14 protein-coding genes and 1 tRNA gene are annotated in these 25,510 nt (G+C 63.5%); 2 read left to right on the forward strand and 13 right to left on the reverse strand.

The genetic code is table 11. The annotated features are described in order from the left end of the window. Positions 1–209: 209 nt before the first annotated feature. The 4 genes from ACFOJ9_RS32905 to ACFOJ9_RS32920 all read right to left on the reverse strand — a co-directional run bounded on the left by ACFOJ9_RS32905 (position 210) and on the right by ACFOJ9_RS32920 (position 3,104). Positions 210–458, reverse strand: a complete 249-nt coding sequence (locus ACFOJ9_RS32905) for a Trm112 family protein (protein ID WP_378985420.1) — start codon at positions 456–458, stop codon at positions 210–212. Positions 459–641: 183 nt separating this feature from the next. Further along, positions 642–1,313, reverse strand: a complete 672-nt coding sequence (locus ACFOJ9_RS32910; protein ID WP_378985422.1) for an LON peptidase substrate-binding domain-containing protein — start codon at positions 1,311–1,313, stop codon at positions 642–644. A 201-nt stretch (positions 1,314–1,514) separates the two neighbouring features. Further along, complete coding sequence (gene trxA / locus ACFOJ9_RS32915) at positions 1,515–2,522, reverse strand: thioredoxin (RefSeq protein WP_378985426.1); 1,008 nt, start codon at positions 2,520–2,522, stop codon at positions 1,515–1,517. Positions 2,523–2,606: 84 nt separating this feature from the next. Next, complete coding sequence (locus ACFOJ9_RS32920) at positions 2,607–3,104, reverse strand: prolyl-tRNA synthetase associated domain-containing protein (RefSeq protein ID WP_378985428.1); 498 nt, start codon at positions 3,102–3,104, stop codon at positions 2,607–2,609. Positions 3,105–3,357: 253 nt separating this feature from the next. Here ACFOJ9_RS32920 and ACFOJ9_RS32925 point away from each other — a divergent pair. Further along, positions 3,358–3,432 (forward strand) — tRNA-Gly (locus ACFOJ9_RS32925). Between the two features lie 146 nt (positions 3,433–3,578). Here ACFOJ9_RS32925 and ACFOJ9_RS32930 read toward each other — a convergent pair. Together ACFOJ9_RS32930 and ACFOJ9_RS32935 are read right to left on the reverse strand one after the other, a co-directional pair. Then, positions 3,579–5,216 carry an ATP-dependent Clp protease adaptor ClpS gene (locus tag ACFOJ9_RS32930; protein WP_378985430.1) on the reverse strand — a complete coding sequence of 546 codons (1,638 nt, stop codon included), beginning with the start codon at positions 5,214–5,216 and terminating at the stop codon, positions 3,579–3,581. A gap of 234 nt (positions 5,217–5,450) precedes the next feature. Continuing rightward, positions 5,451–6,242, reverse strand: coding sequence for a SapC family protein (locus tag ACFOJ9_RS32935; RefSeq protein ID WP_378985432.1), 792 nt, complete (start codon positions 6,240–6,242; stop codon positions 5,451–5,453). A gap of 318 nt (positions 6,243–6,560) precedes the next feature. On the opposite strand from ACFOJ9_RS32935, the gene ACFOJ9_RS32940 reads away from it, so the two are divergent. After that, positions 6,561–6,878: a DUF6916 family protein gene (locus ACFOJ9_RS32940; protein WP_378985434.1), complete on the forward strand. Its 318-nt coding sequence runs from the start codon at positions 6,561–6,563 to the stop codon at positions 6,876–6,878. A gap of 94 nt (positions 6,879–6,972) precedes the next feature. Here the strand turns inward: ACFOJ9_RS32940 and ACFOJ9_RS32945 are convergent, their stop codons facing one another. The 7 genes from ACFOJ9_RS32945 to ACFOJ9_RS32975 form a co-directional block, all read right to left on the reverse strand. Further along, positions 6,973–7,923 (reverse strand): IS481 family transposase, encoded by a 951-nt coding sequence (locus ACFOJ9_RS32945; protein WP_378983032.1) that lies wholly within the window; start codon positions 7,921–7,923, stop codon positions 6,973–6,975. Between the two features lie 103 nt (positions 7,924–8,026). Continuing rightward, a complete protein-coding gene (locus ACFOJ9_RS32950; RefSeq protein WP_378985436.1) occupies positions 8,027–8,569 on the reverse strand; it encodes a GNAT family N-acetyltransferase in 543 nt (180 codons plus the stop codon). A gap of 18 nt (positions 8,570–8,587) precedes the next feature. Then, the gene (locus ACFOJ9_RS32955) at positions 8,588–9,916 is read right to left on the reverse strand and encodes a hypothetical protein (protein ID WP_378985438.1); all 1,329 of its coding nucleotides are present in this window, start codon (positions 9,914–9,916) and stop codon (positions 8,588–8,590) included. A gap of 30 nt (positions 9,917–9,946) precedes the next feature. After that, positions 9,947–10,474, reverse strand: a complete 528-nt coding sequence (locus ACFOJ9_RS32960) for a phage tail protein (RefSeq protein ID WP_378985440.1) — start codon at positions 10,472–10,474, stop codon at positions 9,947–9,949. An 8-nt stretch (positions 10,475–10,482) separates the two neighbouring features. Next, positions 10,483–11,004 (reverse strand): phage tail protein, encoded by a 522-nt coding sequence (locus tag ACFOJ9_RS32965; protein WP_378985442.1) that lies wholly within the window; start codon positions 11,002–11,004, stop codon positions 10,483–10,485. An 11-nt stretch (positions 11,005–11,015) separates the two neighbouring features. Then, complete coding sequence (locus tag ACFOJ9_RS32970) at positions 11,016–11,522, reverse strand: phage tail protein (protein WP_378985444.1); 507 nt, start codon at positions 11,520–11,522, stop codon at positions 11,016–11,018. Between the two features lie 149 nt (positions 11,523–11,671). Next, on the reverse strand, positions 11,672–25,309 hold the full coding sequence (locus ACFOJ9_RS32975) for a beta strand repeat-containing protein (RefSeq protein ID WP_378985446.1): 13,638 nt from the start codon (positions 25,307–25,309) through the stop codon (positions 11,672–11,674). Positions 25,310–25,510: the final 201 nt, after the last annotated feature.

Consider the following 25,510-nt stretch of genomic DNA (forward strand, 5'->3'; position numbering starts at 1 on the left):
ACAGCACCCCCCTCTGTCCTGCCGGACATCTCCCCCACTTGGGGGGAGATCGGCAGCTTCGCCGTCCGGCCTGTCTTTCGACGTTGGTGATTGGCGAAAGCGGAGATAACGGCCAATCTCCCTCCTTGTGGGGGAGATGTCCGGCAGGACAGAGGGGGGCGCTGTCCCGCCAGCCTTCGGCAAATTGGCGGGTACAAGAAACGCGCCCCTCAGCCCGGCCCACTCAGGCGCGGCGGCGGCGGCGCCAGCACATCCTCCACAGACAGCGTCCGCGCTTCCGAGGGCAGCATGATCGGGATGCCGTCACGCACCGGATAGGCGATCTTGGCCACCCTGGAAATCAATTCGCCGCGCTCCGGATCCCAGGTCAACGGCCCCTTGGTCAGCGGGCAGGCCAAGAGTTCCAGCAGCTTGGGGTCGACATTGATTTTCTTCCCCTCACGTCCATCCGCCGCCATAAGATTCTCTTCCCAGCCAGTTGCGGGCTCAAGATGTGTTGAGATTCAGGTCAGGCCGAGTCGAAAATGGTGGGTTCCGAGAACCGGAGCGGAGCGTACTTTTCGTACGTGAGCACCGGAAGCGCAGGAAGCCGCCATTTGCGGCCGGCCTCACCTGAATATCGGCACATCTTTCGGCACATCCTACTGCAAACTCGACCCAAAGTCCTCATTCTCGCGCGCCAGCGCCATTTCGGTGATGGCGATCAGCGTTTCGGCCCGGGTCTTCAGGTCGGCTGCTTCGAGCAGCGCCTGTTTCTCGGCCGGCCCGTAGGGCGCCATCATCGACAGCGCGTTGACCAGCATGGCATTTTCGGCCCGGCTGACGCTTTCCCAGTCGGCCTCCAAATCGTTGGCCTGCAGATAGGCGCGAAATGCCTTGAGCAGCGATGGCCTGTCAATCTCGTTGGCCGCCTGATCCTCATCGAGATCGGTAAGGAAGGGCGCCGGTTTGCACTGGCGAAAAGGCGTCTTGACCGTCAATTCGCTTGCAATGCGGAACCGGAACACGCCCTGCAGCGAGATCAGATAGCGGCCGTCGCCGGTTTCGGAAAAGGCGATGATGCGCCCGGCGCAGCCGACATTGCAAAGCTCCGGCTCGCCGTCGCCGCGCAAGGCGCCGTCGAGGCTGGGCTGGATGACGCCGATGAGCCGCGAGCCGGTGATGGCCTCGTCCACCATCTGCAGATAGCGCGGCTCGAAGATGTTGAGCGGCATGCGGCCTCCCGGCAGCAAAAGCGCACCCTCGAGCGGGAAGATCGGGATCGTCGACGGCAAATCCTTGGCGAGCCGGTAATGCGCGTTTCCCGCTTGCACCTCATTCCTCCGATCGCGCCATCAGGAAGCGCGTCAACTCCCATGCGCGTCACGCTTGAACGGATTCGGGCGACGCGCTTTGGTCTTTGTTTTTATGCATGTCGTTCTCCCAAAACCGGGACCACTTTTGAGCGACATGCATTAATCTGGCGCAGTCATCGCCGACGCCAAGCCCGTGCGGCAAAACAACCGGCAGCCGGCTCAGGAAAACAGCAACGCCGACAATTTGCGGCGCGCGCTAAGCGTCGCCTCGTCGGTCATGCCCCACGCCTCGAACAGCTGCAGCAATTGCGTCCTGGCACCGTCCTCGTTCCAGGTGCGGTCGGCCTTGATGATAGCCAGCAGATTGTCGGCGGCCGCCGTGCGATCACCGTTGGCGTTCTGGATCATGGCCAGATCGAAGCGCGCCTGATGATCGCCAGGATTTTCCGCCAGGCGGCGCTCGAATTCGGCCGGATTGCCAAGGGCCGCCGCTTGCGCGGCCAGCGCCATCTTGGCGCGCAGGGCGGCCAGCGGCGGCGCATCCTTCTTGGCTGCCGGCGCCGTTGCCAAGAGCGCCTCGGCGCCCTCGGCGTCGCCAGCCTCGAACAGCAGCTCGCCCAGCCCGGCGATCGCCTCGATCGTCTCCGGCGCCTGCGCCAGGACGGCGTCATAGATGTCGGCCGCGGTCTGCATATCGCCAGCGTCGCGCGCCTCGGTAGCCGCGGCGAGCGCCTCGGCCACTGGCGGCGCGCCATTGCCCTTGCCGCCGACCTTGGTGATGAATTCGTTAATCTGGCTCTCCGGGATGGCGCCCATGAAGCCGTCGACCGGCTGACCGTCCTTGAAGGCGATGACCGCGGGAATCGACTGGATGCCGAGCTGGCCGGCGATCGAGGGATGGTCGTCGATGTTCATCTTGACCAGCTTGACCTTGCCGCCGGCGGCCTTCACCGCCTTCTCCAGCTGTGGCGTCAGCTGCTTGCAGGGCCCGCACCAGGGCGCCCAGAAATCGACCAGCACCGGCTGGCGGCGCGATTCCTGGATGACGTCGGCGGCAAAGGCGGCGGTCGTCGTGTCCTTGATGACATCGGCAGCCGCGGCGGCGGCGGGCGCATCGCCAAGCGCGACTTTCGCCGGCGCTGGCGCGGTTCCACCATACTGCACTGATGTGGTGTACTGGCCGCCATTGCCGCCAAAGGGGCCGCCAAACGGATTGTTGTCGCTCATCTCTTTACCCTTCCGTGGCGTGGCCAGCCGGCGGCCAGGCGCCACATCCTTCAGACCATCGGTTTCAAGCCATCCATGTGGCGATCACGCGGAGACTTTCAAGATAGCAGCATCGTGCCCGGTTGCCTCGACGAATTTGATCAGGTCGCTCGCCGCGATCGATGTCGTCGCCTCATTGGTCAGCGGATGCCCGTTGATCACCGTATGCTCCATCAAATCCTTGTCGAGCACGAGCTTGACCCTGTTTGCCGTATCGTTGATGACGCCGAAGACTGTGACAGCGCCCGGCGTGACGCCGAGCAGTTCCATCAGCATCTCCGGTTTGCCGAAGGAAACGCGGCTGGCGGCGCCGATTAGCTGGTGGATTTGCTTCAGGTCAACGACCGCGTCTTCGCCGACGGTGACCAGGAAGAAATTGTCCTTCTTGTCCTTCAGGAACAGGTTTTTCGTGTGCCCGCCGGCGATTTCGCCGCGCAGCGCCTGCGAATCGGCGACCGTGTAGAGCGGCGGATGGCGCTTCGTCGCGGCGGCAATCCCGAGTTCGGCAAGAAAGGCCATCAATTCGGCTTCGGTCTTCGGCATCGGTTTGTCTTCGTCCCGTTTCTCAAGCCCATGCCGTTTACGGCCAATGGGGCGGTCGACACAAGACCGTCATGCGACATCACGGTGAGCGGCACCGCCCTTCGCGGTGGCGCCCCGCCGCCCGCCACTGACGCGCCCGCCGGCGGCTTGCCGGCCTCGCTTGCCGCGCCCACAAAAAGCCTGCGATTTCCCTGTTGCAATCGCCGCGCTCTTCAGCCATATAGGCCCGGCTTGCGGCCAAGACGCCGTGCGAGCGGGTGTAGCTCAGGGGTAGAGCACAACCTTGCCAAGGTTGGGGTCGAGCGTTCGAATCGCTTCACCCGCTCCAGTTTCCTCCAGAGGGAATCAAGCATCGAAAAGCCGCGGTCCGCCGCGGCTTTTTCGTTTTTGGGCTTGTCGATCCTTGTTTTCTGCTTGCATGCGGAGCACGAACCCGGGGAAGTCGGGCTGGCCCTTACCCACGACATCTGGGGATCAGGAGTTCGGCTCGGCAGCCTGGTGGCCGTCGCTTGCTCCGCCGAGCAGCCTGACGTTGAGCCGGCCGCCCGGGAACAGCATGTCGTCCAGGGCTTCGGCGAGATCTCCGGAGGTCACAGTCTCTTCATCGCCCCGCATGATGCTCGTTTGCGCGGTACGGCGCATAAGTTCCTTGATGAACGCCGCGCTGACGCCCTTCGTGCGTGCCACCGCCTCCCCCACGATCTTGTCGGAAAGTGTCAACCCGCCGCCATAAAGGCGCACCAGCTTCTCGCGGCAATCGTCGTCCGGCAGCGGCACCTCGATGGCCTGGTCGATACGCCCTGGCCGTCCGGTGAGCGCACCTTCAAGTTGTTCGGGCCGGTTGGTGGTCAGGATGAACAGGATGTCGGCATTGTCCTTCAATCCGTCCATCTCGTTGAGCAAGGTGTTGAGCAGGGATTCTTCGCACGGGCCGCCCATGGTCTCGCGGTCGCGGGCAATGAGGTCGACGTCCTCGATCACCACCGTCGCCGGCTGCAGCAGGCGGGCAAGGGTCATGTATTGCGACAGAAGGCCCATCTGGCCGGCCGTTATGATGAGTGTCGTATGGCCTGGCAAATTCGCGGCGAGGTAGTGAATCGTGTGCGTCTTGCCGGTGCCCGGCGGGCCGTAGAGCAAGATGCCCTTGCGCGTCGATTGCCCAAGCCGTCTCAGTGCTTCCCGGCTCTCGATGAACCGGATCACGTTGCGGTCGAGAAGCTTCAGGGTCTGTTCAGGCAGGATGACCGCGTCGCGCTGCACATGCGGCAGGCGATGGACCATGACGCCCTTGGAGCGGCCCTGATAATCCCCTTCCGTTTCGAGCGAGAGAACCTTGCCGCGGTAGGATCGCGCGGCATTGATGGCGGCCTCCAGCTGCGAGAAGCAGCGATCCACCAAGGCCACGCCATCCTCGCCGGCCGGCACGGCGATCTCGACGCAGGTTCCGGACTCGCGACCGTATTCGCGGTGAAACGACAGCACGACCGCGTAGTGCAGATCGCCGTCCCGATTGAGCCACAAGCCGTTGCCGAGACACTTTATCGGCTCGCTTTCGCCGATATCGACATCCTGGTATTGCGCGGCCGAGATGGTGACGGCGTACTGTCCGTCTTTTGTCAACGCGGCATAGGTCAGCGTCTCGTAGCGATGTTGCTCGTAGAGACCGAAGAAGCGAACAGGCGAGGCTGAGAACAGTTTGTTGAGCGCCACCTGCACGTCGGCGCGCATATGGCCGGGAAACTGGCGTGACGTTGCGATGACCTCGTCATGCGCCAGTCCCGCAAAATGCCAGGCGATTGCTTCATGGGCATATTTGAACTTTTTGTTGCGCGGAACCTGTGCCGGATCGTCAGGCGCGGCCGCGCTTTCGGTTCCGCTGAGATCGGCGGTGATGCGAAGCGGGTGGCCGGCCGCCTTGATGCGCTGCTGCGCCGTATCCAGCATCACCTTGGCGACCGCGAAGGGATAGCTGCCGCACACGGCCTTTCCCTGCTGAGTCACCGTTGCGGCGAAGGCCTCGGCCTCCGCCTCCGATCGGTCGAAGATCGAGCGAACGAGATCGACGACGAACTCCCACGGTGTCTGCTCGTCATTGTGAATGACAAGCTGCAAATCAATAGCCTCGGTATTGCGCAATGGAAACGGCCCACTTTCTCATGCTGCTGCGGATCAACACTATCCGCGCCAGATTTCAGGAAGTGTTAACAACTTGACGACTTGGTTGCTACGCCTCGAGGACAAAGGCTGCACGGCAAACTGCTTGCGCCAGGCCAGCCAAGGGAATTAGCGAAGGCCGGCACGACAGGAGGGCGGCGGCTTGGCCAGCCCCCCGCGGCTCTTTCGCCGTCAACCGCTCTTCACACCGCCCGCCTTCCGCAGCGATGCCTGATGCACCAGCGAGGTCCAGCTGTTGGTCGAGGCGAGGTGGCAGTAGAGCATGCCGAGCGCGCCGGATTTGCGCAGGTCGAGAAACGCCTCGTCGCTCAATTTGTTGAAGGCCGGCTCGTCGATCGCCTGGAAATCGGTGAGGTTGAGCACTTCGCCGCCCTCGAGCGTCACCTTGCTCTGGCGCGGCGAAAACAGGCCGTGCGCGTCGATCCTTTCGAGCATCGCGCGGGTGGCGTTGAAATCGATCTGGAACTGGTTGCTGAAGGCGAGTGCCTGTCTGGTCGCTTCGGTCGGCTCGGTTCCGTTGAAGAAGGGCGCGATCTTTTCGTCGCGGAACGGCGCCAGCAAGTGGTCGACGACGCGGTCGCTGGCCCGGTCGACGCACAGCGTCAGCCGGCCGGGCGCCTTCGGGTCTTCGGCCATGATGAAGGGATAGCGGCGGACATAGGCGGGGATGTAGTGCGGCCCGGTCCATTTGCCGTCGGCGTCGACGAACAGGTTCTCGTCCTGGCGCACGCCGGTGATGATCACCGGCGCCTTGGCCGCGCCGATGAAGACGATCGGGTAGGAGCGCATCGCCGCCGGCATTTCCGACGCCACCACCGGAATGGCGTGCGCCGAGCGGGCAAAGCCAAAATTGCTGCGCGCGGTCAGGCCAAGCGAGCCGTGCCGCGCCGGGTTGAGCGCCTCGGGCCTCGAATAGAACAGCGGCATCGCATCGCTCGCCACGTCCGTCTTTGCATCCGCCATCGTTCGTCTCCCGCAAGCCGATCAGGCCGCCAATGATCCCAAAGCCGGGATCTGTTCTTGTTTGCGCTGATCTTGGATCGAAAGGAATCCCGCGCAGGTTCAAAGTACTACAGCGTCTCTTGCGCGCATAAAAGGACAAGCGGTGCTGTATTTGGGGTTTGCGCCCGCGAATGACTTGGCGCAAGGCCCGGCCGGCAGCCGGACCTCTGGACAGCTTGCCGCGAAGCGGCGACAGTGCCGCCGCTGGAGCAATTCCGGGAAAAGCGCGGCGCGCTTTCCCTTGGGAATTGCGGAGAGACAATGAGCGGGAGCGGGTCGGTGATTCAAGCACTGAACCGTTCCAACAGGCGGATTGAGGCTAATGGCATGGCGTCGGTGACGGATTTCGAGCAGGGGCAGGTGTTCACCATCGACGCCGGGGGCCGGCAGGTCTCGCTCGAGTTGAGCGCGGTCAACCCCATCGCCGCCAGCCCGCGCCCGGGCGGCGGCTTCTCGCTGATGTTCAGGGGCCCGCGCGAAACGGCGCTGCCGCAGGCGACCTATCTTTTCACCGGCAGAAGCGGCACCCACGAGATCTTTATCGTGCCGGTCGCGGCCGATGCGACGGGGCGGCTTTACGAGGCGGTGTTTAACTAGGTCCTTGATGCAGGAACGCGGAGATTGGCCGAAGCCCCTCCTCTCCCTTCGTCATCCTAGGGCGAAGCAGTCGCGAAGCGACGTCGCGGAGACCCTAGGTGTTCAGTCCCGGCATTTGATGGATTGGATTTAGGATGAACCGTTCTGGTTCTGAAGTCCATTGTTTGCAGATGAACTCGTAGGGAGTGACGCCCTTCAGCGCCTTGAGCCGTCGCCCGAAATTGTAGGCGTTAATGAAGTCGGCGAGGTGGCGTTGCAGTTGGGCGTGATTGTCATAATAGAAGCGCTTGACGGTCGCTTCCTTGATGGTGCGGTTCATCCTCTCGACCTGGCCGTTCGTCCACGGATGCTTTACTTTGGTCAGGCGGTGCTCGATGCCGTTCTCGTCGCAGACCCGATCGAAGATATGGTGGAAAGCGTATGTGTCACGGGCCCGGTTGGTGAACTGAACGCCGTTGTCGGTGAGCACCGTATGAATGGCATAGGGCACGGCTTCGATCAGATCCCTCAGGAACTGAGCTGCCGCCATCTTGCCAGCTTTTGAATGCAACTGCGCATAGGCGAACTTCGAGGTTCGATCGATGGCGACGAAGAGGTAGAGCTTGCCTTCAACTGTCTGCACCTCGGCGATATCGATGTGGAAGTAGCCGATCGGATAAGACTTGAATTTCTTCCGGGCGGGTTTGTCGCCTTCGACATCGGGCAGCTGGGAGACGCCGTGCCGTTGCAGGCAGCGGTGCAAGGATGACCGCGTCAGATGCGGGATCGTTGGCTGCAGCGCATAGAGGCAGTCATCCAGCGCCAACAGCGTGTGTTTGCGGAAAGCCACGATGATGGCCTCCTGCTCGAGCGACAGCACCGTTGAATGCGGGTCTTTCGGGCCGGTCGGCAGATCAGCGACCGAAGTCCGCTTCTTCCATTTGGCGACGGTCTTCTGGTTGATCCCGTAGCGCTTCGCCAGCGCTCTCAGGCTCTCTTGACTATTTTGTATCGCTCGACGGACCGCCTCTGTCGTTGTGGCGCTGCCGTGTAGAATCTGGCCCATAGTGCCTCCTTCCATTCCAAGGAAAAGATTGCACCATCAAAGCTCGGGATCAAACAACTAGGATGACGAAGCTGGTGAGAGCCGCCGCTTGCGATGCTCGCCGTCACGAACCGGCCGTACCACCCCCAGGCGGCGTACAGGCCATCAGATCATAAACGCCCTTGTCCTCGACAACCACGAAACCCAGCGCGACATAAAGCCGTCTCGCCGGATTGTGCTTCTCGACGTGGATCGAGGCTGATTTGCCGGCTAACCATGCCTCGTCGATGAGGTCGCGCAGCAGCGCTGAGCCATACCCCTTGCGGCGATGCTCCGGCAGGAAAGCGATGTCGATGATGCGATGCTGGCTTGGCCAGCGCTCGATGTAGAGCCTGCCGATGTCTTGCCCGGCGCGCACCACCACCAGCCAGTCGGCCTCGGGATAGTGTCTTCTGTAATGCGCGTGCTGCGCCTGGAACTGCATGTCGAGGAAGTCAGCCTTCTGTACTTCGGTCCACAACGTCACGGCGAGTTCATCCATGCGCGTCGAGGCATAGAGCCGCGACAGGAACGGCAAATCCGCCTCCGTTGCCGCACGGAAGCCGAGCCCGGCCTTATCAGACCGGGCCCACGCTGGACGGGGATGTGCCTGCTTCGCTTCTGCCACGCTGCCGGAAATCAACCGTCAGACCGGCGGCGTCAGGTCGCGCACCACGACGATCTGCTTGAGGTTGTCGGTGGTCAGGTTCGTCCAGTCATATTCCCATTCGGAGCTATCGATGGCCATCTGGTTGAGCGTCCAGAGCCCGTTGGTGCCGTCCGGCATGGCTATCAGACTGAACAAAGCGAGCCGCCCGTCGGCATTGTAGTTGAGCGTCAGCCGCGTCGCGTAGAGGGAGTTGCCGAAGTCGCGCCATCCCGACCAGTTCTGGGTGTAGGCGTCCCACTGCGCGTTGAACTCGTGGACACGCTGCTGGTCGGAGGAGACCAGCACAATGTCGCCATCGCCCTGAATGCCGGCGGCAAGCGTGTATTTGGGCACCCTAGAGTAACCTGTCGTCGCCCATTGCGTCCAGGTGTCCGAGCCGGCGGGCTGCTGGCGGGTGTGCAGCACCTGCCCCTTCTGGGTCAGGGCGAACAGATTGGCGGCGCCCAGCGGCCCGATCACCGGCGCCATCTCGGTGAAGCCACCTGTCTGACTCGTGTCGATCTGCACCCAACCCGTCCAGTCGGCGGCCTTCAAGGCCTGCGCCTTCGCCTGCTGGCAGCGATAGAGATGCAGGTTCGAATTGATGCCGAACAGCGCGATGCGGCCGTCGCCCTGGCGTATCGCCGTGACCGTCACCAGCCCGCCGGGGATCTGGATCCAGTCGCTCCACGGCTTGGCCGGCGGCGCCAGCACATCGACGGTGACGACGATCGGCGTCTTGGTGCCAGGCGGCGTGATGGTTTTCTGCACCTGCACGATCTGGTCCGGGTTCTGGTAGATCCACCAGATGCGGCCCTGATTGTCGGTGAGGAAGATCTCGATGCGGCCATCGGCGTCATTGGCCATCGAGAGCTTCTGATAGCTGGTGGCGCCGGGCGGTGCGCCGATGACCACCGGCTTGTTCCATTTGTCGATCGGGCCAACCTGGTTGGCGTCCTCGGTGATGAAGGACAGATTGGTGGTTCCCGATGGCTGCGCAACCACGGCGACGCGGCCGTCCTTGGTCAGACCGGCCGTCATGATCACCCAGGCGCCGGGGGCGATGAACGACCATGCGGAGGGCCACGACCCGTTCGGCGAGGTTTGAGCCTTCTGGATCAATTGCCCCTTGGCGGAATCGATGCCGACCACCATCAGCCGCGACAGCTCGAAGAACGACGCGCCGGCCGGCTTGTTCTGATAGACCGGCGCAGGGCCGGAGCGCCGCGAACTGGCGCTGGCCTTCGAAGCCGCTCTCGGCGGCGCAGCCGTCGCCTTCGCCGCGGGGGCCGCTATTTTCGATTTCGGTTCTGCTTTTTTGGCCATCGTATCCGTCCTGCCCCTGTTGGCTCGGTGTCAGCCTCTCGGCGGGAAAATGCCTTGCATCGCGATGATGAATGTAAATGCCTGGTACGGCTGTAGATTGTCATGAGGCAGGGAACTGCCGGCAACAGAAAGAGCCTGGGCATTCATCTGCGCCAGATTGCTTGCCGTATTCGATTGATAGATCGTGCCGGCCTTGGAGCGGCCCAGAAATTCTGTTGGCACCGGACCTTTGAGCGTCCCGTTTTCGGTCGAAGCCATAAGGCTGTGGTTGTGGATCGGCATTTCGGAGGCGAGCAATGCCACCGTCGGGGTACCCCCGGACTCGCCCAGGAAGTGATCCGTTCCGCCGGCTACGGCTCCGGGATGCATCGGCGCCGAGCCGGCCAGATCCGGCAGCGCGAACGTCGACTTTCCATCGCCGCCATAGGTCGTGCCGAGCAATGAAAAGAGCGCCGTGTTTTGCGAAATCGGCAGCAACTGTCCGTTGCATGTCGCCCAACCTACCGGCGCGAACGTTCCGGCAAAAATACGAATTTCCGCGACGAATTGATCGGACATGACACCCTCTAGGTCTGGGTGGGGAAAACCCCGAACAGCGAGATGATGAAGTTGACGCACAGATAGGGCATGAAATTGTCGTGCGCGCTGCTGCCCCCGGCGGTGGTCAAGGAATTTCCCGCAAGCGCCACAGCCGCAACGTCGACCACATAGGGCGAGATCGTCGGCGAGGTCGCCAGGATGTTGCCGCTGGGATTGGGATCGGACGCCGTGTTCAAGGACGCCATCAGGGCATGGTCATGAGCGGCGATCTGGTTTGTCGTCAGCGTTACGGATTCGACGCCGCCGGCCTCGCCAAGGCTATAGTTCTGGCTCATCCCGGGTCCCTGGCCCGCATGTATGGGAATGCGGCCGCTGAGGTTGGGCAGGGCGAACGTTTCCTGGCCATCGCCGCCATAGGTCGTCCCGATCAAATTGAACAGCGTATCGTTTTCGGAGATCGGCAGCAGCTGGCCTTCGCAAAACATCCAACCGGCAGGCGCGAAATTGCCTGCGAACATGCGAATCTCACCGACATAAGGTTGGCTCATTGCCGCTTCCTCTAGTTCTGCGACGGGAAGATGCCTTGCAGGGCGATGACGATGTTGAGTGTCAGGAAGGGTTGGCGATTCTCGTGCGGGTTGGTGTTGCCGACACTGGAGATCGATCCGGGGTTCAACGTCGTCGCATTGGCAAAGCCGGCATAGAGGACACCGACCTCGCGGGCCAATACGCTGCCGGCGGGGGTGTTCCTGTCGCCTTGCGTCTGCGACGCGTTGATCAGATGGTTGTGGGCGGGCATTTCACCCAGCGTCAGCGTATGAAATTCGGCTCCGCCTCTGCCGCCGACAACCGCTCCAATAGAACCGCCAATGTGTATGGGAACCCTGCTGCGAAGATCCGGCAAACCAAAAGTGGTTCTACCATCTCCGCCATAATTTGTTCCAAGAAGAGAAAATAAAGCTTGATTCTGATTTATTGGCAGAAGCTGCCCGTTGCAGAGAGCCCACCCTTTTGGTGCAAAATTCCAAGAAATAAGCTTGAGTTCACCCAAAAAAGGTGTGCCCATCTCGGCCCCCTAATATGCCCTAGGGTCAATCTAGCCAGTTTCATTGCTGGCGTCGACAAGTATCTGCCGACCGGCGAAGAATTTATACGCGGCGATTACAGTCGTTGGTTAAGAATTCGTTACCAACGACCCTTGGCTGCAAGCGGGCATCACGGCGTCGGCGGCGGCAGCGCCGGCGCGGCGTGATTGAAGAAGACATTGGTGTCGACGCGCATCGTAGTGCCGGGCGAGTTGCTGACGGTGAGTCCATTCGCCGCCGCCAGTGAAGCCGCATCGGCTTGCGTGACGTTGACATGGTCTGATCCGCCAGGCGCTCCACCGACTCGCACGGTGGTGTTGGCCCCGCTGGCATTCGCATTGGTGAAGGTGTTTCCGCTTAGCAGAACGTTGATGACGCTATTCCCGGCGGTATTGAAATTGTTGATGAACAGTCCGCGGTCATCAACGATATCGCGAATCGTATTGCCGGTCAGCGTGACATTGAGGGTACTCGCCGAATTCTGGCCGCCGTTGCCAGACTGAACATCGATGCCTTCGAAGCCGAGCCCGCCGCCACCCACGCTCTGCACGATGTTGTTGGTGACGCTCAGCGTCATGGTGCCGCTGGTGGCCTCATCGTGAATATCGAGGCCGTTGCCGATCTGTGCGCCGGAACCCGCGACGCCCTGCGTGCCGATGGTCGTGTTGCGCAGGAAGCCCGTTACAGTCGCGGTGCCAAAGTGGTTGATGGCTATGCCGACCGCGCGGTTGTTGGTGACGATATTGTCGTTCACATCGAAGTTGAGCGTGCTGGAACCGTTGCCCGTCAGCGTAATGCCGGAATTGTTGGTGTTGAACGTGTTCAGACCGCCGGCGGTACCGTCGCCGAGATGGACGTTGAGCGTGCCGTCGTCGACCGATCCGGCGAAGCCGGTGGCCGTATAGGTCGTCGGCGTGGTCAGGTTGCCGCTGAAGGTGTTGTTCGTTGCATGAACGGTCGCGGTCGGCGTGCCGGCGAGACCGCCTGTGGCGAGGTGGATCTGGAACTCATCCCCCGCAACCGTCGAAGCGCCATTGTTCGTGAAGGAACTGTTGGTCACCACCAGGTCGGCCAGGGTACCGCCGGTGTTCTGAATGAACACGTTGTGGACGTAGGAATTGCTGACCGTGAGGTTGTTGAACGTCGTCAGGTGAGTCGCGTCGCCGGTCAATTCGAAGAGATAGATATTGCCCTCGCCGAAGCCGGAACTCGAGTTTCCATTGCCGGACACGGTATCGCGGTTCAGCATAAGGCCGTTCACGCCGTTGCCGAGGATACCGTTGCCTTGCGAGTTGGTGATGTTCATGTTGGTCAGGCTGACGTTCTGCGTCGAGGTCAGGCTGACGCCGTCGCCGGTCGAGGCCGTGATCGTGCCGCCGCTGCCTGCGGTCGCGCCGACGCCGGTCACCGTCAGTCCGCCGCCGGCGCCGGTGTTGTTGAGCAGGATGCCGTTGACGGCGCCATTGGTGCTGATGCTCTGGAACGTCAGACCTGAGCCGCCGATCGTCGTGTTGGCGACGTTGAGTGCCGTGCCTCCGGCGATGGATGCAATCGTGTTACCGCTGCCCTGCACCGACACCGTACCGCCGCCGGTGGCGTTGAAGCCTACGCCGCTGGTGGTGGTGATGGCCAGGCCGCCATTGGTGAAGTTGATCGTCGCGCCGGTGTTGTCGGTCAGGTTGACGCCATTCGCCGAACCCGAGGCGATCGACTTCGACGCGCCCGAGAAAGTGATGGTGCCGGCGCGATTGCCGTCGAGGAAGAGACCGGCATCGCCGCCCGCATTGTGCGTGATGGTGCCGGACAGCGTGATGTTGCCCGCGCCCACGGCGCGATCCCGGATGTCGACCCCCTCGCCCGAACCGGTGGTGATGGTGCCGGCATAGGTGAAGCCCGCCGTGCCGCCACTGCCGGCGGTGCCGAGACCATCGCCGATACGGATGACGGCGCCGTTGATGCCGGTGACGCCGCCGCCGCGCAGCGCGCCGGTGCCCAGGTCGATCGTTCCGGTGCCGGTGACGGTGTCGAGGATGACGGCATTGGTGCCGCCGAAGGCATTCTTGTCCGTCGACGCGAAGGTCACGCCGCCGGCCGCGACGGCGACCGTGTCCATGTTGACGGCGACACCGCTGGTGGTCGAAATCGTGTTGCCGCCGCCGGTAACGGTCAATGTGCCGCCGCCGGTGGCGTTGAAGCCGGTGCCCGATGTCGTGTTGATGACCAGCCCGCCGCCGGTGAAATTGATCGCCGCGTTGGTGTTGTTGATCAGGCTGACGGCGGAGTTGGCGCCGGTGGTCAGCGTCTTGGTGGCACCGCTGAAATTGAACGTGCCGCCGGTATTGCTGTGAACATCGATGCCGTTGTCGACACCGCCGGTGGCGCTGAGCGCGCCGGACAGGGCGACCGTGCCCCCCGTCACGCCCGAAATATCGACGATGTTGCCGGCTGTCGCCTTGGTGACCGAACCGGCATAGCTGATGTTGGCCGTGCCGCCGCCGACCAGGAACGCCACGCCCGTGGCGCCGCTCAGCGCGCCGGAGCCGAGGCTGACCGTGCCGGTGACATTGGCCAGGCCGACATTGTTGGTGCCGCCGGTCGACGTCGTCGAAGTGAAATTGACGCCCGCTCCGATGCCGTTGAGCGCGATGGCCTGCGCACCCGTGGAATTCACGGTTCCCGTCGTCACATTGACCGTCCCGCCATTGCTGGCGCTGAAGCCGGTCGTGCCGTTGGTGACGATACCGAGGTTGGAGAAGCTGACCGTCGAAGCCGTGGCGTTGTTGTTGATCGACACCGCGGTGCCGGTCAGCGTCGAGACCGTGCCGAGACCGACCGCGCCGGTGAAGCTGACCGTGTTGGCCGCCGTCGCGCCGGAAACGCTGATGCCGCTCGCCGCGCCATTCGCCACGACCGACCCGGCAAAGCCGAAGCTGCCGCCACTGCGGCCCGTTATCGTGACCGCCGTGCCGGTCGACGTGCCGGGGACACCGACAAAGCTCGCCGCATCGAACCCGATGGCGGCGTCGCCGCCAATAACCTTGATCCCGCCGCCGGCGCCGCCCGTGACATCGACATTGGTGCCTATGATCGTGCCTTGCGGCCCGGATGCACCGCCGAAGACGATGCCTGTGCCGGTCGATGCCGTGGTGACGTTGAGGTTGGCCAGCGTCGTCGTGCCGGTCGCGTTGCGGATATCGAAAGCAATCCCGGTGGCGCCGGTGCTGCTGACGTTGCTGATTGTGGTGTTGAGCGCGTTGACGATGACGTCGCTGGCATTGCCGGCGAACGTCACATTGTCGATCCCCGTGCTGGTCGACGGCGTAATCTCGACGCCGGCGGTGGCGAAATTCTGGATCGTCATGTGGCTGATGATGGTGCCGGACGCACCCGAGCCATTGTCCTTGATGCCGCGTGCCGCACCTGCCGGGCTGCCGTCGAGGATGAAGCCGTCGATGAAGTTGCCGCTGGCGCCGAGCGTGATGGCGTTGCTGCCGGCACTCGTCGTCAGCGTTGCGGCGCCGTCCGGCGTCTGATCGATGATCGCGATGCTGTTGTTGGCGAGCTGGATGGTCGACGGCACCGTCATCGCCAAATTGATGTTGCCATTGCTGAAGCCACGCACCTGCTCGCCTGTGGCAAGCGCCAGCGTGTCGTTGCCGTTACTGCCGGCCGCGGTGATGACGCCGCCGTCATTGACCAGCACCAGGACGTCGCTCAAGGCCGACGCGGCTTCGGCCGTGGAAAGCGTCGCCAGATTGCTCTGGTCGCGGCCGGTGCCATCGCCGGTTGGAGACGCGCCGACGAAATAGATCTTGCCGACACCGAAGCCGAGGCCGGGGGCCGACTGGAAGTACACATCCTGGAAATTGTAGGTGCCGGCAACCGGCGCGCTGCTGGCATCGATGCCGACAATGGCGCCGATGGTCGAATTCTGGTCCGTCGCCGTTTCGCCGTCGCCATAGGTGAAGGCGAGATTGGTGGCGCTGTCGAGGAAGACGCCGGTGTTGACGCCGGAAATGCTCGAGCTGGCGCCGCCGACAACGGTGTCGCCGAGCCGCACCACCTGCCCGCCGGTGGCCCCGCGCAGGTCGACGCCGATCGAGGTGCCGGCGCCTATCGAATTGATGACGTCGAAATCGTTGGCCGTGATCGCGGCATTGATCTGCGCACCGTTGAGGTCGAAGGCCACCGCCGTGGTGCTGGTCAGGCCGATGCTCAGCGAGTTGAAATTGAGCCCCACGCCGAGTGTGCCGGTGACGGCCACACCGCGTGAGTTGATGCCTTGCAGGTCGACCGTGCCGAGATTGATGGCGCCGCCAGGCAAACCGAGGTTGGCGAGCGCGATACCGGTGGTCACGCCGCCGCTGGTCGAAACCGAGTTGAAGTTGATGCCGCTGCCAATGGTTATGGCGTTGAAGCTGAGCGCGCCCCCGGTCGACGTGATCGTGTTGGTGGTGCCGGCCACGCTGACCGTGCCGCCGGCCACGGCAAGGAAGCCGATGTTGCTGGTGTTGATGGCCAGGCCACCATTGCTGAAATCGATGGTGCCATTGGGGTTGTCGACCAGGTTGACGCCGCTGGTCGTACCCGACTGGATCTGCTTGGTGGCGCCGGAGAAGGTGACGGTGGCCGCGGTGCCGTTGTTGATGTTGGCCACGATGATCTGGCCGCCGCCGGCGGCGTTCGTATCGGTCAGATTGCCAGAGAGCGTCACCGAGCCGCCAGTCAGTTCCCGGATCGAGACGGCGGCGCCGAAGCCGCCGTTGCTGACGATGTTGCCGGCATAGGAGATGATCGCGTTGCCGCCGCTGAGATCGGTACCCGAGCCGACATTGAAGGCGACGCCCACGCCATTGTTGGTCAGTGTGCCGGTTCCGAGGTTGAGCGCGCCGGAGATGTTCTGCAGGTTGATGCCATTGCTGGTGCCAGAGAAGCTGGCGTTGACCGAGCTGAAATTGACACCGTCGGGGCCGGTCGCGGCATCGGTAAGATTGAGCGCCGTGCCGTTGGTGGTGGTGATCGTGTTGCCAGCGCCGCTGACGCTGACCGTGCCGGCGCCCGAGGTGCTGGCGGTGAAGCCGGCGCCGCTGCTGGTGGTGATGACGAGGCCGCCATTGGTGAAGGCGAGCGTACCCGTGCCTTCACCCAGGCCTATGCTGGGGGCCTTGACGATGGCACCGTTGGTGCCGCCGCTGGTGTTGAAGGTCTTCGACGTGCCGGAGAAGGTGGCCGTTCCCTCGGACGATCCGTCAAACAGGACGCCGATGCCGGTGCCGGTATGATCGATCGTGCTCGAAATATTGTAGACGCCGTTGGCGTTGCCGCTGAAGGTGAAGGCCGCCGTCCCCGGCGCCGCTGCTGCCGTGGTCGAAACGACCGAACCGCTCATGTTGAGCTCGGTCCAGTCGCCGCCGCCGCCGGCTTGCAGCACCGAGCCCGTATCGACCTTGATCGAACCGTTGTAGTTCAGCGTCGCATTGACAAGGTCATCGCCACCGTTGAGGGTTATGGCCGAGCCGGTGGTGCTTGTCGTCGCGCCGATGCTGGCGAGGCCGCCATTGCCGCCAACGTTGATGGTCCCGCTCTCCAGGCCGTTCGTCGCAATGCCGACCGAGCCGCCATCGATGGTCAGTGTGGATCCGGCGACATTGGCGATGTTTATGGTGCCAACTTCCGGGCCGCTGATATCGAACCCTCTGTAGCTGACGTCGAGATCGGTCGTGCCGGTGAAATTGACCACACCGGCGCCAATCATGCCGGCCAACAAGGCGCCGGTGTAGCCGGTATCCTTCAGCCCGCCAATGTTGACGTCGCCCACCAGGTTGAGGCCTGACAAAAACACGCCGGCGGCGTTGACGGTCGATACCGCCGAAATACTGTCGAAGGTGATGCCGCCGGCGCCGACATTGGTACCGACCACCAGCAGCCCGTCGCCGCCGGAATTGATCTTGTTGCCGCTGCCGGTGACGGCAAGGGTGCCTGGACCAAAGCCGCCAAACGCGACGAAACCCATGCCGCCTGTTGTCGTCGTTAAGTCGAGGCCGCCATTGGTGAAGTTGATGGCGGAGTTCGGGTTCGGGTTCGGCACGCCGGACACCACACCACCAGGCCAGCCGATATTGACGCTGTCGGTCGCGCCTGAGCTGATCTGCTTGGTCGAGCCCGAGAAGGTGATCGTGGCTGAGTCGTTGCCGGCAATGACGATGTTGCCCCCGGCCGCGGCGTTGGCGTCGGTCAGATTGCCCGACAACGTCACCGAGCCGCCGGTCAGTTCCTGGATCGAAACCGCGGCACCGGTGCCATTGCTGGCGATCGTACCGCCATAAGAGATGACCGCGTTGCCGCCGCTCGCGGCGGTCGCCGAGCCGACATTGAACGACGTGCCCGCACCGGTATTGGTCAGCGTGCCGGTGCCGAGAGCGACCGTGCCGCTGAGGTTCTGCAGGTCGACGCCGTTGCCAGAGCTGAATGTCGCACTGGTCGAGGCGAAATTGATGTTGGCCGCGATGCTGTCGAGCGCCACCGCTTGCGCGTTGGTGGCGTTGATCGTGCCGGTCGTGACATTGACCGTGCCGCCGCCGCTGGCGCTGAATGCTGTCGGACCGTTCGTGGTGATATCCACATCCGCGAAAGTGACCGTGGAGCCGGTGTTGTTGGTGAGCGAAACGCCAGTGCCGCCGATCGTCACCTCGTCGGTGAAGGTCACCGAGCCGCCAGTGCGGTTGGCGATATTGATGCCTCCACCGGTCAGCGTGCCCGCAGGCCCGGCATTGGGCAGGAAGCCGCGCGAGACCGAGATGGTGCCGGTGCCGCCGCCATTGACGTCGAGCAGCGTGCCGGCGACGTTGATGTTGTTGTTGATGACCGACAGGTTCGTGGTGAGCCCGGCAACCTTGATCGCGGTCTGGCCGGCCGCGACGTTGCTGATCGTCACGCCTTCGATGGTGATGCCGCCGGCATTGCTGAAGCCGACCGCGCTCTGGTCGATGAGGAAGGCCGAACCGGTGGCGCCGCTGAAGTCGAAGGCGGTGTTGCGCACGGCGTTGTCGCCGAGCAGCTGCATCAGGTTGGCCGTGCCGCTGACCACCGCCTCGTCGCCGGTGATGTTGCCGCCGGTGGCGCCGAGATTGCCCTGAACATTGGCCGGCTGGATCGTGCCGGTCGAAACGACGCTGCCGTTGCCGAAGCCGGCAATGGTCTGTCCCGAATCGAGCGTGAAGGCGGTGGCGCCGAGATTAATCGTGCCGACGAAGGCGAAGTTCTGCGCACCGGTCAGCGCATCGGCGGCGGCGAGCGAAATCGTGTTGACGCCCGTGCTGAGATTGCCGGTCGTGCCGGCGGCGATGAAGCCGCCCGACTGCGAGACCAGCGTGACCGAACCAGCCGCCGTCGCCAGGTTCGCGCTGCCGGTGAAGAACACATCGTCGAAATCGTAATTGCCGAGCGCCGGATCGAGGCCGACCGTGTTGACGGTGAAGCCGCCGGGTGCCGCGCTGATGAAGGATTCCAGCCCGTCGGTCGAATCGCCGTCGCCGAAGGTGAAATTGGCGTTGGCCGAGGTCGCCGTGGTGCCGCCGGACGACAGTTCGACGCCGACGCCGACATTGTCGATCTTGGAACCCTGCAGGAAGGTGATGACCTTGTTGCCCGTGGTCGACGACAGATCGATGCCGCGCGAGGTCAAATCACCAAGGCCGGTGATTGTCGTCAGGCCGAAATCGGCCGTCGTCGAGGAGCCGCTGAAGTCGATGCCGGTCTGGTTGGCGCCAGCGCCCAGCGTCACATTGGTCGTGCCGAAGGTTACGTCGGCGTTGGTGAGGGCGAAGTTGATGCCGGCCGGGCCGACGGTCGAGCCCATCGTCACGCTGGTGGTGCCGAAGGTGACGGCGCCGGCATTGTTGGTGATGTCGATGCCATTGCCTGTGGCACCCGACACGGTCACCGCCCCGAAGGTCGCTGATGCAGTGTTGGCGACATTGGCGACGGACAGGCCGGTGGCCGTGGCATTGGTGATCGACAGCGGGGCGGTAACATTCAACGTCGCGGTGCCGGCAAGGCCGGCGACAACCGCGCCGCCGCCGCCAGTCGCCGATAGGGTCGGGCCGGTGAAGCTGAACGCACCGCCGACCGGAACCAGGGTCGAACCGATGTCGAAGAGATTGCCGGTGCCGGTCGAGGTGACATTGCCGCTGAAGGCGACCGAACCGCCGCTGATGCCGTCGACCTTGACCGCCGTGCCGGGTGTGCCGGCGGAACTGGCTATGTTTGCCGAGACCGTGATCGCCGCGCTGCCGCCGAAAACGACGACGCCGTCGCCGATGCCGGAATTGGTGATGGTGCCGCCGATGCCGATCGTGCCGCTGTTGTTGGACAGGCTGACGTCCGCGCCCGAAACCAGCGTCGTCACCAAATTGTTGACCGTGACATTGGCCGAGCTGCCCTGCACCACGAAGCCCGGTCCATTGGCGACAACGGTGTCGATCTTCGTCGTGCCGTTGAAGGTGACGGCGTTGCTGACATTGGTCAGTCGGATGGCATCGCCATTGACGCGGTTGATGTCGACGGCGCCGAAGGTGACATTGCCACCTGTGGTGTTCTGGATGACGATGCCGCTCGAAACGATGCCACCCGAGCCATCGACGGTGACGCTGGCGAAACTCACACCGGCCGCGCCGATGGTCATTCCAGTGCCGCCGATGAGAATCCCCTTCTCATCGATCCCGGCGCCGGTTGCCACGGTATTGCCGGAGCCGGTCACCGTCAGCGTGCCGCCATCGATGGCACTGAAGCCGTAGCCGCCATCCGTCGTCAGATCGAGCCCGCCGGTGAAGTTGATCGTGCCGCCGGTGTTGCCAGCCAGGTCGATCGCGTTGGCGGCGCCGGTGTTGGCGGTGATCAGCCCTGCGAACGCGGCGCTGCCACCGGTCATGGCGTTGATCGAAACCGCGCTGGCCGCGCTGGTCTGGTCGATCGTGCCCTTGTAGGTGAAATTGGGCGTCGAGCCGTTGATGCTGACGGCCGTATTGCCGGTGTTGGCAATGGAACTGGCCGCCTCAAAGGTGAACGTTCCGCTCGATCCACCGAGGACCGCAATGCCCGTGCCGCCGCCGGTGATGTCGAGATCGTCGAAGGTGGCGATGCCGTCGAAATTGTTGGCCAGCACCGCGTTAACGCTGCTGCCGGCGATCTTGGTGTTGCCGGTGAAGTTGACGGTCGCCGCCGAATTGACAAGCACGATGCCGGTCTGGCCTGGAGCCTGGATGGTCAGATTGTCGACCGTGGCCGTACCAGTCACACCGTCGAGGACGAGGCCGGTCGCGGTGCCGGCGATCGTTACACCACCGACGGTCAGGCCGTTGGTGCCGATTCCACCGATGGCCACGCCGATGCCGTTGCTGACGCTGAGGTTCTTGATGAGGTTGCCGTTGGCGAGGTCGATGGTGCTGGCGTTGACGTTGTTGAGCGTCGCCCCGCCAAAGCCGGTCGGATCGTTCTGCGTCGCGCCGGTAACGACATGGCTGCCGGTGACATTGGCGGGGGGCCCACCCAAGGTGACGGTGCCGCCATTGGCAAAGGAAACGAGCGACTGGCCATCGGCCAGGGTGAAGCCGTCGGCGTCGGTGTAGGTGGTCTGCACGGCCGCCGTCTTGACCAGCACGAAGGTCGTGTTGGCATCGGTGGTCAGATCGTCGGCCGCGGCGGCATTGATCAGGTTGGCGACGCTGGAGCCGTCGCCGGTTCCGGTGTCGACGGAGCCGACGTAGATGACATTGGCGATGTCGAACAGTTGCGGTCCGTTCAACACCGTGTCGTTGAAGGCATAGGTACCGCTGCCCGGCGACAGGCCGCGCATGTCGAGCGACGCGGTGACGCCTGATATCGACGCGCCGCCGGCCGCGCCGAACGAGAACGCCGTGTTGGCGGTGGTTCCGGCCAGGCCGTTGGTGCCCATCTGGACGCCGGTGTCGACACCTGTGATGACGCCGCTGCCGATGGTCACCGAGCCGCCATTGGTGCCGGACAGGTCGATGCCGATCGAGGAGCTGCCAGAACTACCGCTGACATCGAGCGTGGCGGCGGTGAAGGTCGAGGTGCTGCCCGACAGGTCGAGCGCGGTGGAGCAGTTGCACAGGCCGGTGATGTCGATGTCGCCGAAGCTGATGACGCCGTTGCTGCCAACGACGTCGATGCCGCTTCCGAACGGCTGGTCGATGGTGACGGCGCCGCCGAACGAAACGGCGCCGGTGTTGTCTTCCAGCCAGATGCCGTCGCCGGGATCGGTCATGCTGACCGGTCCGCTGAAGGTGAGCGTGCCGGCATTGCCGGTGGCGAGGATGCCCTCGCTGTCGATATGAGTCAGCGTGACCGGCCCGCCGAAAGTGACCGCCCCGCCGGAATTCTGGACGTAGATGCCGATGCCGCCGGGGGCGGTGATGTCCGAGATGTCGACGGCTCCGAACGTGAAATCGGCGGTGCTGTCGACGATCGCGAGGCCGCCGAAGAAGGTGTTGCTGACCGTCGTTGCGCCGGAAACGGCGAAATTCCCCGACACGCCTGCAAACATCGCGCCGAACAGGCCGCCGTCCTGCGTCAAGCTGGTCAGCGTCACGTCGATATTGGCGCCGAGCAAGGAGACGCCGCCCGCGCCATTGCCGGAGATCGTGCCGTCGGTGGTGCTGAATGTGCCGGTGGTGGAGAGGACGTTGACGCCGAAGCCGGAATTGTCGGACGCGTTCAGCGTCTGGAATGCGTATGTCCCATCACCGTCGATATACAGCCCGTTGCCGCCATTGTTCGACAGCGTCGTCGTGCCGTTGAATGCATAGGTGCCGTCGCCTTCGATATGCAGGCCGTCGCTGGCATTGCCCGTCGAGGTCACATTGTTGGCCACGACGTTGCTGGCGCCTTTAAACAGCAGCCCGTCCAGGCTCGCTCCGCTGACATTGACGCCGCTTATCGTCACGCCGCTGACGTTGTTGCCGTGGATGCCGGTGCCGCCGCCTGGATTGGCGTTCGAGACGTTGAAGTCGAGCAGCGAGCTGTTGTTGGCCAGCGTGACGGTGTCCGCGCCGGCTGAACTGGTGAGCGTCGCCGCGCCGCCGCCGTCCGAGATCGCCGCGTCGTGCTCGACATTGTCGCCGGTGACATTGACCGGAACACCGCCGAGCGAAAAGGTCCGCCCATTGCCGAACGAGGCCAGCGTCTGCCCGGCGGTCAGCGAGAAGCCGTCGGTGTCGTCGATGGCCGTGCCGCGATTGACCAGCACGAAGATCGCGTTGGCGTCGGTGTTGGCGTCGGCGGTCGCGATCGAGGCCAGGTCCAGCAGCGAGGAGCCGGTGCCCGAGCCCGTCGCCGAGGCGCCGACGAAGATGACATTCTGCACGTCGAACAGTTGCGCGCCGGTGAACGTGGTCGAGCCGAAAGCATAGTGGCCGAGCGTCTGGTTCAGGCCGCGCGCGTCGAGCGAAGCGGTGATGCCGGCAATGGAACCGCCGCCGAAGGTGAACTCGGCATTGGCCGAATTGGCGAGCGACCCCGCTATGCCGAAGCGCACGCCGGTGTCGACATTGGCGATCGCACCGCCATTGGTGATGACGATCGTTGCCCCGCCAGCGCTCGGCGACGTCAGATCGATGCCGATCGAACCGGCGGCACCGGTGCCGGTGATGTTGAGCGACTGCGCGGTGAAATTGGTCTTGGCTCCGGAGAAGTCGAGGCCGGTGCCGACACCCAGTCCGGAAATGACGATGTTGCCGGCGACCACCGCCGCATTGACGCCGGCAAACGACATGCCGTCGGCGCCGGGATTGGTGATGTTGACGTCGCCGAAGCGGATCGCCGCCGGCGAATTCGAAATGGCGATCGCCGGTCCGGTCGTGTTCGAGATCGTCGTCGCACCGTTGACGGTGAAGCTGCCCGAAACATTCTCGAGCACGACGCCCGACGTGCCGCCGGTCTGGGTGATCGAATCAAGCACCACATGCGCGGTGATCGGATCGATGAAGACCGCGATGCCGCCATTGCCCGATATTGTGCCGCCGGTGGTGGTGAAGGTGCCGCTGCCGGGCGGCGTGCCCTGCACGGTTATGCCACGGTCGGCATTGTCGAGAGCATTGATGGTGGCGAAGGTGTAGGTGCCCTGGCCTGTGACATCGAGGCCGTCGTCGAGATTGCCCTGCAGCAACGTCGTGCCGGTGAAATTGTAGGTGCCATTGTCCTCGATGTGCAGCCCATCGAGACCGTTGTTCTTCGCCGTGAAATCGGATGCCGTGACGTTGGTCGAATTGCCGGTGAACTCGGCACCATTGCCGCCCGCGCCGTCGACAGTCACCTTTGTCAGCTTCGTGCCGGTAACATTGTTGCCGAAGATGCCGTCGCCGCCACCGGTGATGGTGATGCCGTTGAGCGTGTTGCCGTTGCCGAGCGTAATGACGGGGTTGGCGACGTTGGTGCCCTGGATCGTGCCGTCGCTGCCGCCCAGATTGAAGGTACTGGTGCCGCCGCCGAACAGCTTGGCGGTGACGCTTTCGCCGCCGCCAATGACGGTCTGGCCATTGGCAAGCGTCACGCCGCCAGACGTCAGATTGCCGTTGCCGCCAAGGGCCACCACAAAGCCGCCGCTGCCGGCCTTGGTGACGGCGTCGTCCAGCGTCGTCGGGTCGGCCAACGTGCCGGCGCCGGCCAGGCCGCCGTCGGCGTAGTAGAACTTGCCGAAGGCGGCGTTGGTGGCGGCGTTGATGGCGACGCGCGTCGTCGTGCCGCCGGTCAGCGTCTGTGACTGGATCCTGACGCCGATATCACCGCGCACCCGTTCGTTGACGCGCTTGCGCAGGCCTTCGCTAACCGGATAGACCGGCTCAGGCCCAGTGTCGGCCCCGTCTGCACTGTCCGAGCCATGGCCAGGATTGAACGGGATGTTCAGCCGCACGCTGCCGGCGAACTGGGTGTCGTCGCGATTGTCGTTGCGGACTTCGCCGGCGAAGACCAGTTCAGTGCCGCTGCCGAAGACGTCGCCGATCGTGTATTCGAAGCCGGCCTTGGCGCCGGTGACGCTGTTGTCGTCGCCGTGCGGGTCCTCGAAATGGTAGCCGCCGATATCCAGCCGCAGCGAATGCTTGTCGGGCAGGTTGATCGGCACCTGCGCGCCGATCTCGCCTTCGATGCCCCATGCCGCGTAGTCGCGATGATCGAGGACCGAGATCTGCTCCATCAGCTGATTGCTGACCATCGACAGGGTCGAACTGGTCGAGTGATCGGTGTGGTCGCCCTTGATCGGCAGATAGACATTCACATGCGCATCGAAATGCGAGGTGATCGCCTCGGCGCCTAGCGTGGCCGCCGTGAACTGGTTGCTGTTGTGGTTCTCGACGTTCAGATAGGCGTAGCCGCCGATCATCAGGTCCGGGTTGACGATGCGGCGAATGCCGAGGCCGACATCCTGGCCGAAACTGTCCTTGAAATCGTGCTTGGTCCGGACATCCAGGAACAGCACTGATTCGGCCGTCTGCTTGAGCGGTATGAAGCCTTCGAGCGCGGCGGTGCCGCCATTGTTGTCAGCGCCGATGATGGCGCGAATCTGCGGTTGCCACAACCCGTTCGGATCGCCATGGGCGGCAATGCTGGAAAGGCCGAGCGCCAGCGTCGTCAGCGCCGTCGTCTTCCACAGATGCCTGGCGATTCGCGAACGGCGATAGCCAGCGCGCACGCGGAAATCCTCGCCACGCGCCGCCATCTCACCAACCTGCCGAGACGTCTCGGTAGTTCCCATCCCCGGCGAGTCCTTCTGGGACTACACGTCCCCCGTGCAAATTCTTACTCGAATTCTATTGTATAGCGAGTCTTGGACTCTCCGATTTCTAGGGTTTTCCTCCAAAATTGCCCGGTGTGTCCGAAAGGTCACAGTAATTTCGCCGGCTTTCTTGGCTTCGGCCCGGCTTCCGAAACAGTCCCGACTGTTGTATCAAGCCCC

Origin of the sequence: Mesorhizobium cantuariense, from assembly GCF_042647205.1 — a bacterium.
Lineage (GTDB): Bacteria > Pseudomonadota > Alphaproteobacteria > Rhizobiales > Rhizobiaceae > Mesorhizobium > Mesorhizobium cantuariense.

What these genes read in the sequence shown, in the direction of transcription:
- trxA (WP_378985426.1), bottom strand. Translation starts at nt 2,522, where the DNA reads ATGAGCGACAACAATCCGTTTGGCGGCCCCTTTGGCGGCAATGGCGGC.
- ACFOJ9_RS32935 (WP_378985432.1), bottom strand. Translation starts at nt 6,242, where the DNA reads ATGGCGGATGCAAAGACGGACGTGGCGAGCGATGCGATGCCGCTGTTC.
- ACFOJ9_RS32965 (WP_378985442.1), bottom strand. Translation starts at nt 11,004, where the DNA reads ATGAGCCAACCTTATGTCGGTGAGATTCGCATGTTCGCAGGCAATTTC.
- ACFOJ9_RS32955 (WP_378985438.1), bottom strand. Translation starts at nt 9,916, where the DNA reads ATGGCCAAAAAAGCAGAACCGAAATCGAAAATAGCGGCCCCCGCGGCG.
- ACFOJ9_RS32960 (WP_378985440.1), bottom strand. Translation starts at nt 10,474, where the DNA reads ATGTCCGATCAATTCGTCGCGGAAATTCGTATTTTTGCCGGAACGTTC.
- ACFOJ9_RS32975 (WP_378985446.1), bottom strand. Translation starts at nt 25,309, where the DNA reads ATGGGAACTACCGAGACGTCTCGGCAGGTTGGTGAGATGGCGGCGCGT.
- ACFOJ9_RS32905 (WP_378985420.1), bottom strand. Translation starts at nt 458, where the DNA reads ATGGCGGCGGATGGACGTGAGGGGAAGAAAATCAATGTCGACCCCAAG.
- ACFOJ9_RS32945 (WP_378983032.1), bottom strand. Translation starts at nt 7,923, where the DNA reads ATGGGCCAGATTCTACACGGCAGCGCCACAACGACAGAGGCGGTCCGT.
- ACFOJ9_RS32920 (WP_378985428.1), bottom strand. Translation starts at nt 3,104, where the DNA reads ATGCCGAAGACCGAAGCCGAATTGATGGCCTTTCTTGCCGAACTCGGG.
- ACFOJ9_RS32970 (WP_378985444.1), bottom strand. Translation starts at nt 11,522, where the DNA reads ATGGGCACACCTTTTTTGGGTGAACTCAAGCTTATTTCTTGGAATTTT.